Source organism: Planomicrobium sp. YIM 101495 (assembly GCF_009707665.1).
In the GTDB taxonomy this organism is placed as follows: Bacteria; Bacillota; Bacilli; order Bacillales_A; family Planococcaceae; genus Planococcus.
On record NZ_WLZW01000001.1, the window covers coordinates 480086 to 496427 of the forward strand.

At 49.7% G+C, this 16342-nt stretch carries 15 protein-coding genes; 1 reads left to right on the plus strand and 14 read right to left on the minus strand.

Features of this window, described 5'->3' with window-relative positions; all coding sequences use genetic code 11:
- Positions 1-600: 600 nt before the first annotated feature.
- The 6 genes from GIW82_RS02470 to mce form a co-directional block, all read right to left on the minus strand.
- Entirely contained in the window at positions 601-1614 is a 1014-nt protein-coding gene (locus tag GIW82_RS02470) for a S66 family peptidase (RefSeq protein WP_154748334.1), read from the minus strand.
- Positions 1615-1669: 55 nt separating this feature from the next.
- Positions 1670-2101: an NUDIX domain-containing protein gene (locus GIW82_RS02475; RefSeq protein ID WP_154748335.1), complete on the minus strand. Its 432-nt coding sequence runs from the start codon at positions 2099-2101 to the stop codon at positions 1670-1672.
- 4 nt (positions 2102-2105) lie between these two features.
- The gene (locus tag GIW82_RS02480; protein WP_154748336.1) at positions 2106-2444 is read right to left on the minus strand and encodes an ASCH domain-containing protein; all 339 of its coding nucleotides are present in this window, start codon (positions 2442-2444) and stop codon (positions 2106-2108) included.
- Positions 2445-2556: 112 nt separating this feature from the next.
- A complete protein-coding gene (locus tag GIW82_RS02485) occupies positions 2557-3681 on the minus strand; it encodes a M20/M25/M40 family metallo-hydrolase (protein WP_154748337.1) in 1125 nt (374 codons plus the stop codon).
- A 63-nt stretch (positions 3682-3744) separates the two neighbouring features.
- Positions 3745-5286, minus strand: coding sequence for an acyl-CoA carboxylase subunit beta (locus GIW82_RS02490; protein WP_154748338.1), 1542 nt, complete (start codon positions 5284-5286; stop codon positions 3745-3747).
- A gap of 17 nt (positions 5287-5303) precedes the next feature.
- On the minus strand, positions 5304-5702 hold the full coding sequence (gene mce / locus GIW82_RS02495) for a methylmalonyl-CoA epimerase (protein ID WP_154748339.1): 399 nt from the start codon (positions 5700-5702) through the stop codon (positions 5304-5306).
- Positions 5703-5894: 192 nt separating this feature from the next.
- Here mce and prli42 point away from each other — a divergent pair, with 192 nt between their 5' ends.
- Positions 5895-5990 (plus strand): stressosome-associated protein Prli42, encoded by a 96-nt coding sequence (prli42, locus tag GIW82_RS02500; protein WP_154748340.1) that lies wholly within the window; start codon positions 5895-5897, stop codon positions 5988-5990.
- A gap of 29 nt (positions 5991-6019) precedes the next feature.
- On the opposite strand, the gene GIW82_RS02505 is transcribed toward prli42, so the two are convergent.
- The 8 genes from GIW82_RS02505 to GIW82_RS02540 form a co-directional block, all read right to left on the minus strand.
- Positions 6020-7027 carry an aromatic acid exporter family protein gene (locus GIW82_RS02505; RefSeq protein WP_154748341.1) on the minus strand — a complete coding sequence of 336 codons (1008 nt, stop codon included), beginning with the start codon at positions 7025-7027 and terminating at the stop codon, positions 6020-6022.
- A gap of 44 nt (positions 7028-7071) precedes the next feature.
- Entirely contained in the window at positions 7072-7512 is a 441-nt protein-coding gene (locus GIW82_RS02510) for a BrxA/BrxB family bacilliredoxin (protein WP_154748342.1), read from the minus strand.
- A gap of 64 nt (positions 7513-7576) precedes the next feature.
- Entirely contained in the window at positions 7577-8641 is a 1065-nt protein-coding gene (gene meaB, locus GIW82_RS02515) for a methylmalonyl Co-A mutase-associated GTPase MeaB (RefSeq protein ID WP_154749561.1), read from the minus strand.
- Positions 8641-10788: a methylmalonyl-CoA mutase gene (gene scpA / locus GIW82_RS02520; RefSeq protein WP_154748343.1), complete on the minus strand. Its 2148-nt coding sequence runs from the start codon at positions 10786-10788 to the stop codon at positions 8641-8643. The genes meaB and scpA overlap by 1 nt, the downstream gene beginning before the upstream one ends.
- Positions 10775-12472 (minus strand): methylmalonyl-CoA mutase family protein, encoded by a 1698-nt coding sequence (locus GIW82_RS02525; protein ID WP_154748344.1) that lies wholly within the window; start codon positions 12470-12472, stop codon positions 10775-10777. Before GIW82_RS02525 ends, scpA begins: the two co-directional genes overlap by 14 nt.
- Positions 12473-12682: 210 nt before the next feature.
- Entirely contained in the window at positions 12683-14020 is a 1338-nt protein-coding gene (locus GIW82_RS02530; RefSeq protein ID WP_154748345.1) for a dihydrolipoamide acetyltransferase family protein, read from the minus strand.
- Between the two features lie 329 nt (positions 14021-14349).
- Positions 14350-15333, minus strand: a complete 984-nt coding sequence (locus GIW82_RS02535; protein ID WP_154748346.1) for an alpha-ketoacid dehydrogenase subunit beta — start codon at positions 15331-15333, stop codon at positions 14350-14352.
- Entirely contained in the window at positions 15333-16337 is a 1005-nt protein-coding gene (locus GIW82_RS02540; RefSeq protein ID WP_154748347.1) for a thiamine pyrophosphate-dependent dehydrogenase E1 component subunit alpha, read from the minus strand. The genes GIW82_RS02535 and GIW82_RS02540 overlap by 1 nt, the downstream gene beginning before the upstream one ends.
- Positions 16338-16342: the final 5 nt, after the last annotated feature.

Consider the following 16342-nt stretch of genomic DNA (forward strand, 5'->3'; position numbering starts at 1 on the left):
ACGGACTGGGCTCCCGGAAGAAGCCAAGCTTGAGGGACGCTCGTCTTCTTCCTACGCCCAGTCCAAGCCAGCCCCTTCGCTGGGGTGTAGGTGAAATGGCGGCGTGGTGACAGCTAAGTGCTTCTTTTTGATTTTGGTGTTTCATATTTGCTTGGCGGCTGACTGCGTAGGCCGCTGGGGTTTTGATGGTGAGTTGATAAGAGAGCGAGTATCGCGTGGAATATCGCTTGTGCCTTAAGGACATGGCTCCCAGGATAAGCTGAGCTGAGAACCGCTCATCTTACCCCTCCGCCATGTCCAGGCCAGCCACTTCGCTGGAGAGTAGGTTAAGTTGGGGTGTTGTTGCAGGTGGTTTTTCTTTTTGATGTTGGGGTTTCATGTTAGTTCGGCGGCTGACTGCGTAGGCCGCTGGGGTTTTGATGGTGAGTGTGGAGAAGTGTATTGGGCTTCGCATAGGAAATTGCTTGCGGGTTCGGACATGGAGTAGGTCCCTTGGTTCTAACTCTTATACATTATCGTATTAATCGGTAAAATTAGTCCAATCTGCGAGATCCATAAAAAAATGCACATCAAGTTTCATGATGTACATTTCAATCTGTTTCAGTTGAATGTTTGTAATACAGTGCCTTTGCCGTTTGCAGATTCAATGTGTGCATATGCTCCATTGATGAACGTAATCTGTGGCGGGACATGGCCACAATCAATATCGTACAAGATTGGAACTTGAAGTTCGGTTGAAAGTTCTTTATAGACATCTTCATCCGTATAGTTTGAAACGGGTGTATTCGCCGGACTTCTCCCGAACATGATGCCCGCACAATTGTCGAACCAGCCGGCGAATTTCATTTGTACAAGTGTCCTGCGTAAATCAGTAGTGGTTAACTCACAATTTTCGAGATACCAAATGATCGGGTCCTCTTTAATGTAATTCGTTTTGAAGTTTTGCAGATTGCCATAGGGTGTACCGATCAAATGTCGGATGGTGTCTATGCAGCCGCCAAGCAAGCGCCCCTGCATCGTCACTTTTTCTTGTTCCGTGGATTTCCAGTAGGTTTGTTCTGTCAGATTGAAAACCATCGGACTCGGTTTATCGAAATTCCATTCCTTCTGATATTTTTCTGAAGAATATTGGCGGATGGATCCGCCTGTTTCTGTCGAGAGAACCGACTGCCACATTGCTGTCGTGTCATCAGAATACTCCCCTCTAAGATCGACTAAATTCGTTCCATGGGCAGTAGCAATACCCGTTTTCAACGTGATGGCAAGTAGCAGCATACTGATATCAGAATACCCTAACACCCACTTGTTCTGTAATGCTTCAAAGTCAATGTGTTCGAGCATTTCAATTAAGAGTTCTCCACCCCATGGCGGGATGACCAGCTGTATGTTCGGGTCAGTCATCATACGATTAAATTCCTCAGCACGCTCTTTTGCAGGAGCTGATCTTGCCTTATCTTGTGTCCAAGCAGTTTCCCCACTCACCACGCTAAAGCCTTTCTTTTCCATGCGTTGAAATACATCGTGCAATAATCCATGCAATTCATTCGGCACACCAGATGATGGCGCGGTTACGCCTATCGTTGCCTCTTTTTCTAAGAATGGGTACTTTATCATCTTTAGTCACCTCGTTTTTAAAAAACTATTCCGCTTCATGTTCCTTGGATCAAGTTCATCTATTCAGTCCTTCTTTGACCGCCCACCGATGCTGTTCGCGAATGAGAAGCTCATTTGCACGATCAATTCGAAGCCATTCGATGTAGTGGTCTTCATCTATTGGCGCTTGCATTTTATGAAGCAGATTCGCCGAGTAAAAGTGGCCATCACTGAGCAAAGGCTCTCCTTTAGTCGAATGTAAATATTGAAGGGCATTTCCTATATAAGGACCAACCTGCGCATGATAACCCGTTTCTTCGAGCAACTCTCGCTCAAGACATTCTAGGTGATTTTCACCATTTTCAACTCCACCGCCGGGAAGAAAATGATCGCCCTTTCTATTTCTAACCGTCAAGACTTCATCTTTTTCAGGAGTGAAAATGACTGCGTAAACTCCTTTTCTCCTTTGATAGTGTGTATTTTCCAATTCTTCTCCGAAAACCCTCATCATCTCACACCTTCATCTTGATTGCTAAAGTGCCCCACGCTTTCTCTTGCTCGGGCGTGTAGATCTCATACGTTCCGTTCACCATTTCTGATATTGTCCATCCTTCGCAATCGAAGTCTTCCGAAGGAATGTCCACGTACATTTCTTGAAAGGTCGGATACGTTTTCAGGTCTGTCACTTCCACCTCCAACGTTTCATCTTGTTCCGGAACCTTTGTGAACACAATGGTATCACCTGCTTTTATGCCCCTTCGCTTTTCATCGTTCAATCGTACCTCGATTTTCTTCTTCCCATCTTTGATTGGTTTGAAATATTCACCGTACAAGCCCATATGATGAATCATTTCCTTCGCCTCATTTCTGTAAAAGATCGAACTGAATTGGTCGGCATAGCTTCTTGCAGAAAGAAAAAGCGGAACATCAATGACATTCCATTGGTGTTCCGCTCATGTAGTTTCAGCGTACAACTCCCGCTGATTGCTTGACGATTTCGATGAGTAGTTCTGCCAACTTTTCGAGTTCTTCGATTGGCATGCGTTCGTTTTTCGTATGGATTTCTTCGTAACCGACACAAAGATTGACCGTCGGGATACCGAATCCGTTGATGATGTTGGCATCGCTGCCCCCGCCGCTAGTAAGGAGCGGTGCAGGACGACCGATGGCTTCGGCTGCGCGCTGGGCAATTTGGACGACTTCGGCAGTTTCGTCAAAGTGAAAGCCTGGGTACATGAGCTTGACTTCCGTCTTCGCCTTGCCGCCGAACTGTTCTGCGACTTCTTCGAATACGGATTCCATGTGGGCTGTTTGTGCAGCGAGCTTGTCTTCACGGATCGAGCGTGCTTCCGATAGGATGTGCACTTCGTCCGCTACGATGTTCGTTGCGCTGCCCCCTTCGAAACGGCCGATGTTGGCAGTCGTTTCTTCGTCGATACGGCCAAGCGTCATTTTGGAAATGGCTTTCGCTGCCAAAGAGATGGCGGAGATGCCTTTTTCCGGTGCGACGCCGGCATGTGCTGTCTTGCCATATACAGTCGTCCACAGCTTCGCTTGGTAAGGGGCAGCTGTAACGATACCGCCTACTTGTCCGTCGCTGTCGACTGCGTAGCCGTATTTAGCAAGTAGAAGTGACGAGTCGAGTTCTTTCGCGCCGACAAGTCCACTTTCTTCACCAGCTGTGATGACGAATTGGATGTCGCCGTGTTCGATCTGCTGCTCTTGGATCGACCGGATCATTTCGAACAGAGCGGCAATGCCCGCTTTGTCATCTGCTCCGAGGATGGTCTCACCTTCCGAATAGACATAGCCGTCACGGACGACCGGTTTGATGCCCTTGCCCGGAACGACGGTGTCCATGTGGCACGTGAAATAGATCGGTTCCACGCCGGATGCCGCCCCGCGCAATGTTGCGACGAGATTGTCAGCGCCGTGGCCGCTACGAACGGAAGAACCGTCCTGTGCGACGTAAAAGCCGAGTGCTTCCATTTTTTCTTTCAACACTTCAGCGATTGGGCCTTCGTGTTTCGTTTCGGAATCGATTTGGACCAATTCCATAAATTCTGCGAGTAATCTCTCTTTGTTCATTTCGTCAGCCTCCCATTCTGTATAGACGAAATTGCTAGGAACGGTGCGGATTTCTACACCGCCTTATAGCGGCATGTTGCCGTGTTTTTTCGCTGGACGTTCGTCTTTTTTGTTGCGCATCATTTCAAGTGCTTGGATCAGTTTGATGCGTGTTTCCCGTGGATCGATGACGTCATCAACCATGCCGCGCGATGCTGCCACGTATGGGTTTGCGAATTTCTCTCGGTATTCCTCGATTTTCGCTGCGCGCGTCGCTTCCGGATTGTCACTTGTAGCGATTTCGCGTGCGAAAATGATGTTCGCTGCGCCGTTCGGCCCCATCACGGCGATTTCCGCGTTCGGCCACGAATACACAAGATCGGCACCGATCGACTTCGAGTTGAGTGCAACATACGCACCGCCATATGCCTTCCGCAAGATGACCGTCATTTTCGGTACAGTCGCTTCCGAATAAGCGTAAAGGATCTTCGCGCCGTGACGGATGATGCCACCGTGTTCTTGTTTGATTCCCGGGAAGAAGCCTGTTACGTCTTCGAACGTGATGAGCGGAATGTTGAAGGAATCACAGAACCGGATGAAACGAGCTGCTTTGTCTGACGAGTCGATGTCGAGTCCGCCTGCCATTACTTTCGGCTGGTTACAGACAAGTCCGACCGTCTCACCTTTGATGCGTGCAAGACCGATGACGATATTACGAGCGAATTCTGGTTGGACTTCCATAAAGGAGTCCGTGTCGACTACTTGTTCAACGACTTTCCGTACATCATATGGACGGATTGCTTCGAACGGGACGACGTCAGCAAGGTCTGGACGGTAATCGTCTTCCTCGTCTGTTTCCTTGATTGGTGGCATTTCGCGGTTGTTCTGTGGCAAATAGCCGACGAACTGGCGCACCATCTCGAGCACTTCCTCTTCTGAAGAAGAACGGAAATGGGCGTTGCCGCTGATTTGCGTATGTACTTTTGAACCTCCGAGATCCTCGGAAGAAATCTTCTCACCTGTCACTGTCTCGATGACTTTCGGGCCCGTGATGAACATCTGGCTCGTTTTATCGACCATGAAGACGAAGTCCGTGATTGCTGGTGAGTAAACTGCACCGCCTGCAGAAGGTCCCATGATGACAGAGATTTGTGGAATTACACCTGAATAGATGGAGTTCCGATAAAAAATATGTCCGTAGCCGTCAAGTGATAAAACGCCTTCTTGAATACGTGCGCCGCCTGAATCGTTCAATCCGATGAAAGGTGCTCCGTTCTTCGCAGCCAAATCCATGACGTTCGCGATTTTCTTCGCATGCATTTCACCGAGTGCGCCGCCGAACACAGTGAAGTCTTGGGAGAACAGATAGATCGGGCGTCCGTTGACTTTCCCGTACCCAGTAACGACACCTTCACCTGGTCCTTTTGCCATTCCGAAATCCGTCGTGCGGTGTTCCATGAACGGACTCAGTTCGACGAATGAACCTTCGTCCACGAGGAGGTCGATCCGCTCGCGTGCTGTCAGCTTGCCTTTTTCGTGCTGTTTGTCGATCCGTTCCTGACCGCCACCCATTTCGATTTCGGTCTTGCGGTCATACAATTCGTTAATGCGTTCGTAAATATCCATTTCCCCACTCCTCTTGCTTACTGTTTCTCACATAGTTCATAAAGAACGCCGCCCGAAGACTTCGGATGCATGAAAGCGACCATTGCGCCGCCTGCTCCCGGTTTCGGTGCGTCACTTAATAGCTGAACGCCTGCACTTCGAAGTTCTTCCATCCGCTGCTCGATGTTGTCGACACCGAATGCCACGTGATGGATGCCTTCCCCGCGTTTTTCGATGAACTTCGCGATCGGGCTCGTCTCGTCTATCGGTTCAAGGAGTTCTAACTTGATGTTCCCTGCATCGATGAATGCGACGCGTACTTTCTGAGAATCCACTTGTTCGATTTTCATCAGTGGACAGCCGAGAGTTTCCGTGTAATACGGCAGCATTTCTTCCAGATTACGTACTGCGATGCCGATGTGATCGACTTTTTTCATGTCAGGCCCTCCTCCTGTTTGTACTTCCGTTAGTTTGATCTTTTGTTCCTACTCTTCCATTGTACAGATTCGCCCGAAAAAACTCTAGCACATACCTGAATGTTTGGAAAATGACTGCGCTCCGCTTCAAATTCCTCTTCAAATATGGTATAATTTTTGCAGGTAATAACACGTAAAGGAGTTTTCCATCCGATGAGAAACCAGAAGTTCCGCAAAGTCATTGTCTATTCAATGGTGGCATTGATGTTGCTTTCAAGCCTTTTGATGGGCGTCAGCTTTATCATATAATCCAAAAGAAAAACGGGCCAAGATTGGTGTCAGGATGCTGACAACTTTCTTCGGCCTGTTTTTTCAATTGACTCGAATGCTTTGTATCCTCGCTTGATCTCGAGGTACCGCTCCATCTCCTGGATCACTTCGTAAAGTGCTGCCATCGCCTGGAATTTCTCCTGCGTATCCGGCAGCGGCATGTTGGCGAACATTTCTTTTACGGTATCTAGTTTATCGAGGTAACGGTGCGCCGTATTGCCTGAATGGACGTTACTCCCGAGGTCTTCTAGGAAATCTGCGACGATGCCCGACTGTCCGACAATGACCGGCAACGCCGTTATTTTCGGCAAGATGCGCTCGATGATTTCGAACTGCTTTTCACGCATCTCGAAATAATGGTAGTACTTGTTTTCGTGGCGCGTCAGGTGGTTTTCGACGTCTTGATAAGCGAGTGCTTTCGCTTTATCGAGGACAGTCGCCGATTCGGTCAATTCCTTGCCGCTCCAATCCGATTCCCCTTCACGCAAGTAGACGGTCACTTCGCTGAAAATCTTGGCGTACAGCCGCTCGATTTCCTCACGGTAAAAATCCAGCTTCCGTTCAATACTCGGCATGTACATATTGACGGCAAGCGCTGTTCCGAAGCCAATGCCCATCAGCATCAGTTCATTCGTGAACAAGTCGAGCGTCAAATGCTTGGCGTCATACAAATGAAGCAGGATGACCGAACTCGACACGAAGCCATCCGAGAACCGCAGTGACACGAGCACCGGAATGAAAAGTAAGATTAAGATACCGAGCACGAGCGGATGATAGCTGATACCTTCGAAGAAAACGAGTGCATAACCAATTGCGATCAAGGATGCGATCAGCCGTGAAAATGCGGCACGGACAGACTTCCTTTTCGTCGGCTGGATACAGAGAATCGTCAAAATCCCTGCCGAGACGTAGTAATCGAGTCCGATCCATTGGGCCAGGAAAATCGCGATCGGTACACCGACTGCCGTCTTCAACGTGCGGTAACCGATGGAAAAACGTTTTAACTTCAAATCCATTCCCCCAAACCAAAAAAATGCCCCTAATGAAAGGGGCACTTAAATCAGATTTCTTCACAATGCTCTTCAAACAGCGATTGGATATGCGTGATGACAGACATCGGATCGTGTCCTTCGATCTCGTGACGGCCAATTTCGCCGACCATTTCACCGTCTTTGATCAAGACGAATGATGGTGAAGAAGGAAGGTGATCTTCCCCGAACAAATGACGAGCTTGCGCTGTCGCTTCTTTGTCCTGTCCTGCAAATACCGTCAATAGGCGGTTCGGACGTTTGTCGTAATGTACTGCATGAAGCGCTGCTGGGCGTGCGATGCCGCCTGCACAACCACATACTGAGTTGATCATGACGAGTGCTGTTCCAGGCTGTTTGAATGCCTCGACCACTTCTTCGCCGTTCTGCAATTGCTCGTAGCCGCCTGTGACAAGTTCTTGACGAGCTTGGACGACCATATCATTCATCAATAGATTAAAATCCATGTTCATTGGATTCACTCCTTACTTTTACTGCTACTATCATATCAGCTGAGACACGTTCTTGCAAAAGGAGTTACTCGAACAAACTTTCGACAGCTTGTGCGACTGTCATGCGTCCGTCGAGCACGTGTTGCTCGACTTGTTTTACTTGCGTCCGTTTTTCGGCATCACCAAAGAAACGGTTGTGCAATTGCTCCGTGATCATCGCATAATACCAGTCTTTCGTTTGGGTGCTGCGGCGATGCTCCCATTCCCCGCTCGCTTTGACGGTCTCCTCGAACGATTGTGCCAGCTCCCAAATTTCCTTGATGCCGGTCCGTTCGAGTGATGAAGCCGCAAGCGCGGTCGTCTTCCAGCCTTTTGTCGCCGGCTGTAAGAAATGGACCATCTGTTTGTAGTCTGCCACGGTCCGTTTTGCCGGAACCGCGTTTTTCGCATCCGCTTTATGGACGATGATGGCATCGGCTAATTCCATGATGCCTTTCTTCATTCCTTGCAGGTCATCTCCCGCTCCCGTCAAAACGAGAAGTAAGAACAAATCGACCATGCCACGGACGAGCGTCTCACTTTGACCGACACCGACCGTTTCGACCAAAATGATGTCGTAGCCTGCTGCCTCGCACAACAGCATCGTCTCCCGTGTCTTCTTATGGACACCGCCGAGCGTACCTGCCGTTGGTGAAGGGCGAATGAAAGCCTTCGGGTTACGTGCTAAGCTCTCCATCCGTGTCTTATCCCCGAGGATACTGCCGCCATGAAGTGACGAACTCGGATCGATCGCTAACACTGCCACACGGTAACCGAGACCCGTCAGCATCTCGCCGAACGTCTCGATGAACGTGCTTTTTCCTGCGCCGGGAACGCCGGTAATACCGATGCGGAAGCTGTTGCCTGAATGCGGCAATAGCTCCGTCAGCAATTCCTGTCCTCTGACGCGGTGTTCACGGTTTTCACTTTCAATCAACGTGATCGCTTTCCCGAGATGAAGGCGAGAGCCCGAGAGAACCCCTTCCTTCATTTCTTCGACTGTCATGTCTTGCTTGTTTGCTTTTTTAAATCGTTTGCGCGGATTCGGTTTCATGCCGTCATGGGATTCGGAAACGCCTGCCATTACATGGCGAGATGATGGGTGTTCCATCAATCTTTCACTTCCTCGTACCCCAGGTTCTCGTAAATTTTCTCGATGACTTTTTGTGCTGCCACCGGAATTACCGTACCAGGACCGAAAATCGCGCTTGCACCGTTCGTGCGTAGGAATTCATAGTCTTGTGCCGGGATGACACCACCGACGACGATTAAGATATCTTCACGTCCAATTTTCTTCAGCTCTGCACGAAGATCCGGAACGAGCGTCATATGGCCCGCTGCCAGTGAAGAAACACCGATGACGTGGACATCGTTCTCAACTGCTTGCTGCGCCGTCTCTTCAGGCGTCTGGAACAAAGGTCCGATGTCGACATCGAAGCCAAGATCCGCGAATGCAGTCGCAATGACTTTCGCACCGCGGTCATGTCCGTCCTGCCCCATCTTCGCGACGAGGATACGCGGACGGCGCCCTTCATTTTCGATGAATTCTTCCGTCATTTCCTTGACGATCGTAATTTCATCCTGGTTTGAGAAGTTCGAGCTGTATACCCCATTCACGGAACGGATCACCGCCTTATGTCTTTCGGAAGCCGATTCGATGGCATCCGAGATTTCACCAAGTGTTGCACGTTGACGCGCCGCTTCGACCGCAAGCGCAAGCAAGTTGCCTTCGCCGCTCTCCGCTGTTTCTGCGAGAGCAGTAAGTGCAGCCTTGACCGCTTCCGGATCACGGGACGCCTTCATCGATTCGATACGTTCGATCTGTTTCTTGCGGACCATCGTGTTATCGATGTTCAAAATATCGATCGGATCTTCTTCGTCAAGGCGATAACGGTTAACACCGATAATCACTTCTTCGCCCGAATCGATCTTCGCCTGCTTCTTCGCAGCCGCTTCTTCGATCCGCATTTTCGGAAGTCCTGTTTCGATCGCTTTCGCCATGCCACCGAGCTCTTCCACTTCACTGATCAATTCCCATGCTTTTTCCATCAGTTGCTTCGTCAATGTCTCGACATAATGCGAACCGCCCCATGGATCGATCACTTTCGTCATGAGCGTCTCTTCCTGCAGGAACAGCTGCGTATTCCGCGCAATGCGTGCAGAGAAGTCCGTCGGAAGTGCAATCGCTTCATCCAGTGCGTTTGTGTGCAGGGACTGTGTATGGCCCATTGCTGCTGCGTTCGCTTCGATCAGCGTACGTGTTACGTTGTTGAACGGGTCTTGCTCTGTCAGTGACCAGCCAGACGTCTGTGAGTGCGTGCGGAGCGCCAATGATTTCGGGTTTTCCGGGTTGAATGACTGCATCATCTTCGCCCAGATTTCACGGCCAGCGCGCATTTTCGCGATTTCCATGAAGTAGTTCATGCCGATGCCCCAGAAGAACGATAGGCGCGGTGCAAATGCATCGATGCCGATTCCTGCAGCCAGTCCTGTGCGAACGTACTCAAGCCCATCAGCTAGTGTATAAGCAAGCTCGATGTCGGCTGTCGCTCCCGCTTCCTGGATGTGATAGCCCGAAATCGAAATGGAGTTGAATTTCGGCATGTTTTGTGATGTATAAGAGAAAATATCAGCGATGATCTTCATCGACATTTCCGGTGGATAAATGTATGTGTTACGCACCATGTATTCTTTCAAAATGTCGTTCTGGATCGTGCCGGCAAGCTGTTCCGGCGTGACACCTTGCTCTTCAGCTGCCACGATGAAGAATGCCATGATCGGCAGTACTGCACCGTTCATCGTCATCGACACGGACATCTGATCGAGCGGGATGCCATCGAAGAGGATTTTCATGTCTTCTACGCTATCGATCGCTACGCCTGCTTTCCCGACGTCTCCGACAACGCGCGGGTGATCGGAGTCATAGCCGCGGTGCGTCGCTAAGTCGAATGCGACAGACAAACCTTTTTGTCCCATCGCCAAGTTCCGGCGGTAGAATGCGTTACTTTCCTCTGCTGTTGAGAACCCAGCATACTGGCGGACTGTCCAAGGACGCGATACGTACATCGTCGGATATGGCCCGCGAATGTTCGGAGCGATGCCCGGGAAGTTCTCCGGACCTTGTCCTTTATCTTCTGCCGTATAAGCTGTGTTGATTTCGATTCCTTCGTTCGTCAAGAACGGATCGCCTGTCTGTACCGCATCTTCCCGTATAGACAATTTTGCAAGATCCACTTTAGTGAAATCAGGCTTTGCCATGTTCGAACGCCGCCTTTCCATAGCTTAAGATTTCTTCCAATTTCTTCGTCAAGTTCATGCCGCTATAAACTGTGCCGGAAATGCCCGCACTACGGTATTCAGCAAGCTGTTCTTTCGATAATCGTCCAGCAACGTCCAGCTTCGCTTCCACGTTCAACTCTGGAACGATTGCCTCGAATGTTTCAGGCTTGCCGCAAAGCACTGCATAATCGATGCTTTCACGCACGAGGAAGTCTGCCACTTGCTGCGCAGTCTCCAAGCGCTCACTGATCAGCGGTTCGATCCCTGCAACGGACAAGACACCGCTGACGAAATCGGCTTGCGGTTTGACCACGTTCAATGGTTCGAGCAGGACAATCGCCGTTTTCACGACCGTTTCTTTGCCATGGGCTCGAAGTTGTTCGAATGGAACGGAAAGTCGTTTAGCTGCCAGGAATTCCATGTGGCTTTCGTCGATATCGGACTCTTTATTCGCTTCTTGCGGGTTAGCGTAGACGTTCGTCCCGATCAACGTCGTTTTGCGTGAAGCTGCGAGCTGTTCACGCTCCACCCACTTCGCTTGAAGTTCATCTGCAAGCCAGCCGGATCGTTTCACTTCGCTGTAGCCACCTTGTTCTTCGATCCGCAAAAAGTACTGCCAAGCTTCTTCGACGAACTGTGCAGTCAACTTCTCGATGAAGAACGAGCCTGCCGATGGATCGAGCACTTGTTTCACATGCGTCTCTTCCTTGATGACGAGTTGGACGTTCCGTGCAATACGCATGCTCACCGGAGATCTGCCCGTCAGCAAGTCGTGCGGATGTGCTGTATGTGCATCCGTTCCGCCGAGTACTGCCGAGAACGTGGAATTCCCTGCTCTCAACAAGTTGACGTAAGGGTCCAATTTGGAATATGAGCGCATCGAAGTCTCTGTGAAGACCGGAATGCCAGGCAAGTCCGTTTCATAAGCGGACTGAAGTGCTTTCCACAAAACACGGAATGCGCGCAGCTTCGAAATTTCCTGAAAGAAATGCGTATCCACTGCAAAACGTACCCACAGCTTCTTGCCGATTTCTTGCAGTCCATCTTCTCCTGCTTTTTCTACAATCATGCTCAGTGCCACGCCGAGTTCTTGGATCGCCGTCCCGCCTGCTTGGTGAACCGGGATTGTGTTGATCGGCTCATCGCGGACGTTCTCAGGCGCATCTACTCCTTCATCAGTGGAAATAACGCCGACGATATTTTTCAGTGCTTCGTCTGACAACACGTCGAAGACACGCAAAATATCGGAATCATCCTTCGCCAATTTGAAGAAAATTGGATGTTGTTGGATGAGTTCCGCCAGTTGCTCTAGTTCTTCGTCCGACCAGATGATCGGCGTCCCGCTTGTGTAGACGATCATTTCGTTGCCACGTGCGAGGTCTTCGCGCATGTTGTCCAGGAATTCCTGTGCTGTCGCAGCTTCTACTTCCTGCGCGACTTTCCAGCCAGCTTCCCCTTTAGCTGTTTGGACAACAGTTGCTTGATCAGCAAGCAACTGTTGTCCATCTTCCGTATACAAAGGCGCGAGGTCTATGCCTTCGATAGTCGGTGTAATAAGTGCTGCGTCGAACGGCTTGCCTTTCAGCGCCGCTTCGGCCTTTTCTTTCCAATCGTTATATGTACTTGATGCAAATTCTGTTTGTTTCATCGATTCGATGGTCAAGCAATTCCCTCCTATCCCTTAATGACTCCATTTTACCCGACTCTCCCTGTTCAGTGAAGGAAAAAGTCGCATCTCCTGCATATATCACGCATGAATTCGTGAAAATATTCATTTTTTCGGTCTTTTCGCACTGTTTTCACATTGTCGTGTTCTTATGCGATAAAAAAAGCCGGGAAAATGATGCCATTTCCCCGACCGTTCATATTGAGCTTAGTAAACAGATGTGTTGTCTTTTGAGACGTTTTCAAGAATTTCTTTCACACGTGCAAGGAACTGTCCGCAAACAAGTCCGTCAAGTACACGGTGATCAAGTGATAGACAAAGGTTGACCATGTCGCGTGCTGCGAACATGCCACCTTCCATAACGACTGGGCGTTTCACGATTGATTCAACTTGCAGGATCGCAGCCTGTGGATGGTTGATGATCCCCATCGACTGGACAGAACCGAATGAACCTGTGTTGTTGACTGTGAATGTGCCGTCTTTCATGTCGTTGCCTGACAATTTGCCGGAACGGGCTTTCAATGCCAATTCATTGATGTCTTTTCCAAGACCTTTGATCGTCTTCTCGTCCGCTGCTTTGATGACCGGTACGAACAACGCGTTATCCGAAGCGACAGCAATCGAAATGTTGATGTCTTTCTTCTGGATGATCTTGTCGCCAGCCCACATCGAGTTCATCATCGGGAATTCTTTCAAAGCTTGTGAAACAGCTTTGACGAAGAATGCGAAGTACGTCAAGTTGAAGCCTTCTTTTTTCTTGAAGTCTGCTTTCAACGAATCGCGGTATTGCACGAGGTTCGTTACGTCGACTTCGATCGTCATCCACGCATGCGGTGCTTCGTGCTTGCTCTTCAGCATGTTTGCTGCGATTGCACGGCGTACGCCTGTAACCGGGATTTCGATATCGCCAGGAGCACTCTCGATCGTTGCTTCCTTCTTCGCAGCAGGTGCTTGTGCCTGTGCCGCTGGCTGTTCAGGATCCGCTGCTGGTGCAGACGTTTGAGCTGCCGGAGCTTCGCCTGCTTTCGGGATATTGCCGCTTTCGATCAACTTCAGCAAGTCTTTGCGCGTGATGCGCCCTTCGTTGCCAGAACCTTCGACTTGCGTCAAGTCGATGTCGTTGTCTTGTGCAAGACGTAGAACTGCTGGTGAATAACGGCCACCTTTTGCATTTGTTGCTGCAGGCTGCGAAGAACCTTTTTCACCTTTTAGATCTTTTGTTACCGGTGCGTCAGCAGCAGGCATTTCCTGTGCTTTCTCTACAGGTTCGCTCTTCGCTTCTTCAGCTGGAGCTTCTCCGCCACCTTCAGTTTCGATCGTACAAACAACTGCGCCGACTTCTAGCGTCTCGCCTTCAGAAGCAATCAATTCCTTGATTGTCCCTGTGAAAGATGATGGCACTTCTGCCGTCACTTTGTCTGTGTTGACTTCCGCCAACGGATCGTATTTGTTTACGTGGTCGCCCGGCTGGACGAGCCAGCGCTCGATTGTGCCTTCCGTTACACTTTCCCCAAGCTGGGGCATTGTAATTTTCTCAATCGTCAAGTTCGTTTCCTCCTTTATCTTGATGAAGTTGGATTTGATTTTTTAATGTTGGAAGAAAACGCTTCCTGCTCATCACTACTCTAATGTCACAGGAGTCGCCGCCTTCAACTCTTTCTTCTAAACAAAGCGCGGGAGTACTTAGTATCACACCTCACTACTGATCGTAAGGAGATACGGAGTAAAACAGTGGAGTGACTGCAGTAACAAGCGAAGTGCCGAAATCCACCCGGCCCCAGGAAGTGAGGACGGGTTAGTTCGGCGCGAGCACCGCGTCACGGAACTGTTTTACGGAGTAGCTGTCATTCTATCGATTCACCTTTAGAAGCACCTTAATATTCCGCGAGCTCACGCATCGCTTTTTCTACTTTGTCCGGGTTGATCATGAAGTATTTCTCCATTGTTGGTGCGTATGGCATTGCTGGTACGTCTGGCCCTGCAAGGCGCATGATCGGTGCATCGAGGTCGAACAGGCAGTTTTCTGCAATGATCGCTGCAACTTCGCCGATGATGCTTCCTTCTTTGTTGTCTTCAGTGATCAACAATACTTTACCCGTTTTCTTCGCCGCTTCGATGATTGCTTCTTTATCAAGCGGGTAGATCGTGCGCAAGTCCAACAAGTGAACCGAGTGGCCGTCTTCTGCAAGACGCTCAGCTGCCTGCAGTGCAAAGTGTACTGCTAGGCCATAAGTGATGACCGTGATGTCTTCCCCTTCACGTTTCACGTCAGCTTTGCCGATTTCGATCGTGTAGTCTTCTTCAGGCACTTCGCCTTTGATTAGACGATAAGCACGTTTGTGCTCGAAGAAAAGAACTGGATCTTCGTCGCGGATTGCCGCTTTCAGCAATCCCTTAGCATCATACGGAGTTGACGGGATGACAATTTTCAGACCAGGCTGGTTCGCGAAGATCGCTTCAACAGACTGTGAGTGGTAAAGTGCGCCGTGGACGCCACCGCCGAATGGTGCGCGGACAACCATTGGACAGCTCCAGTCGTTGTTCGAACGGTAACGGATACGTGCCGCTTCCGAAATGATCTGGTTGATTGCTGGCATGATGAAGTCAGCAAACTGCATTTCAGCGATCGGACGAAGACCGTACATTGCTGCACCGACTCCGACACCTGCGATTGCAGACTCAGCGAGCGGTGCGTCGATGACACGTTGTTCGCCGAACTGATCGTAAAGACCTTGCGTCGCTTTGAATACGCCGCCTTTTTTACCGACGTCTTCCCCGATGACGAAAACTTTCTCGTCGCGTTCCATTTCTTCTTTCATTGCCAAGGTGATGGCATCAATATAACTCATAACTGCCATTATTCGTCGCCTCCCTGTTCCGCATACACATATTTCAATGCGTGTTCCGGCTCAGCATATGGAGCGTTCTCTGCATAGTCCGTCGCTTCGTTGACGATGTCCATGATGCGGTCATTGATTTCTTTTTCAAGTTCGTCATTCAGGATGCCGTGCTCTTTCAAGTACGCACCGAATGTCAAAATCGGATCTTTTGATTTTTGTGCTGCCAATTCATCAGCAGAACGGTATTGACGGTGGTCATCATCAGATGAGTGAGCAGTCATGCGCTCAGACACAGTCTCGATCAAGCTTGGACCTTCGCCGTTACGTGCACGGTCTGCAGCTTCTTTGACGTGTTTGTAAACCTCGATCGGGTCGTTGCCGTCGATCGTCACACCTGGCATACCGTATCCTGCTGCGCGGTCAGAAACGTTCTTACTTGCCACTTGGCGGTCGTAAGGAACGGAGATCGCATATTTGTTGTTTTCAACCATCGTGATCACAGGAAGCTTGTGGACACCAGCAAAGTTCAAGCCTTCGTGGAAATCCCCTTGGTTGGAAGAACCCTCCCCAAGTGTCGCGAACGTGATGAAGTCCTGGTTCGTCATTTTCCCTGCAAGTGCAACACCTACAGCATGAGGAACTTGTGTCGTAACTGGTGATGAACCAGTCAAGATACGGTTTTTCTTCTGTCCGAAGTGACCTGGCATTTGACGTCCGCCAGAGTTCGGGTCTTCTGCTTTAGCGAATGCCGAAAGCATCAATTCCTTCGGTGTCATTCCGAAATGAAGAACAACTCCAAGGTCACGGTAATACGGTGCAATATAATCTTTCGTGTTATCCAGTGCGTAAGCCGCTCCCACTTGTGCCGCTTCTTGTCCTTGGCACGAAATGACGAATGGAATCTTACCTGCACGGTTCAATAGCCACATACGCTCGTCGACACGGCGCGCTGTCAGCATCGTTTCATAAATGTTCAGCAAGTCTTCTTTTGTCAAACCTACTTCTTCATGTTTTGTTGCCATGCTAA

What these genes read in the sequence shown, in the direction of transcription:
- prli42 (WP_154748340.1), top strand. Translation starts at nt 5,895, where the DNA reads ATGAGAAACCAGAAGTTCCGCAAAGTCATTGTCTATTCAATGGTGGCA.
- GIW82_RS02535 (WP_154748346.1), bottom strand. Translation starts at nt 15,333, where the DNA reads ATGGCAGTTATGAGTTATATTGATGCCATCACCTTGGCAATGAAAGAA.
- GIW82_RS02470 (WP_154748334.1), bottom strand. Translation starts at nt 1,614, where the DNA reads ATGATAAAGTACCCATTCTTAGAAAAAGAGGCAACGATAGGCGTAACC.
- scpA (WP_154748343.1), bottom strand. Translation starts at nt 10,788, where the DNA reads ATGGCAAAGCCTGATTTCACTAAAGTGGATCTTGCAAAATTGTCTATA.
- GIW82_RS02475 (WP_154748335.1), bottom strand. Translation starts at nt 2,101, where the DNA reads ATGAGGGTTTTCGGAGAAGAATTGGAAAATACACACTATCAAAGGAGA.
- GIW82_RS02490 (WP_154748338.1), bottom strand. Translation starts at nt 5,286, where the DNA reads ATGGATATTTACGAACGCATTAACGAATTGTATGACCGCAAGACCGAA.
- GIW82_RS02510 (WP_154748342.1), bottom strand. Translation starts at nt 7,512, where the DNA reads ATGAACATGGATTTTAATCTATTGATGAATGATATGGTCGTCCAAGCT.
- meaB (WP_154749561.1), bottom strand. Translation starts at nt 8,641, where the DNA reads ATGGAACACCCATCATCTCGCCATGTAATGGCAGGCGTTTCCGAATCC.
- GIW82_RS02480 (WP_154748336.1), bottom strand. Translation starts at nt 2,444, where the DNA reads ATGATTCATCATATGGGCTTGTACGGTGAATATTTCAAACCAATCAAA.
- mce (WP_154748339.1), bottom strand. Translation starts at nt 5,702, where the DNA reads ATGAAAAAAGTCGATCACATCGGCATCGCAGTACGTAATCTGGAAGAA.
- GIW82_RS02505 (WP_154748341.1), bottom strand. Translation starts at nt 7,027, where the DNA reads ATGGATTTGAAGTTAAAACGTTTTTCCATCGGTTACCGCACGTTGAAG.
- GIW82_RS02485 (WP_154748337.1), bottom strand. Translation starts at nt 3,681, where the DNA reads ATGAACAAAGAGAGATTACTCGCAGAATTTATGGAATTGGTCCAAATC.
- GIW82_RS02540 (WP_154748347.1), bottom strand. Translation starts at nt 16,337, where the DNA reads ATGGCAACAAAACATGAAGAAGTAGGTTTGACAAAAGAAGACTTGCTG.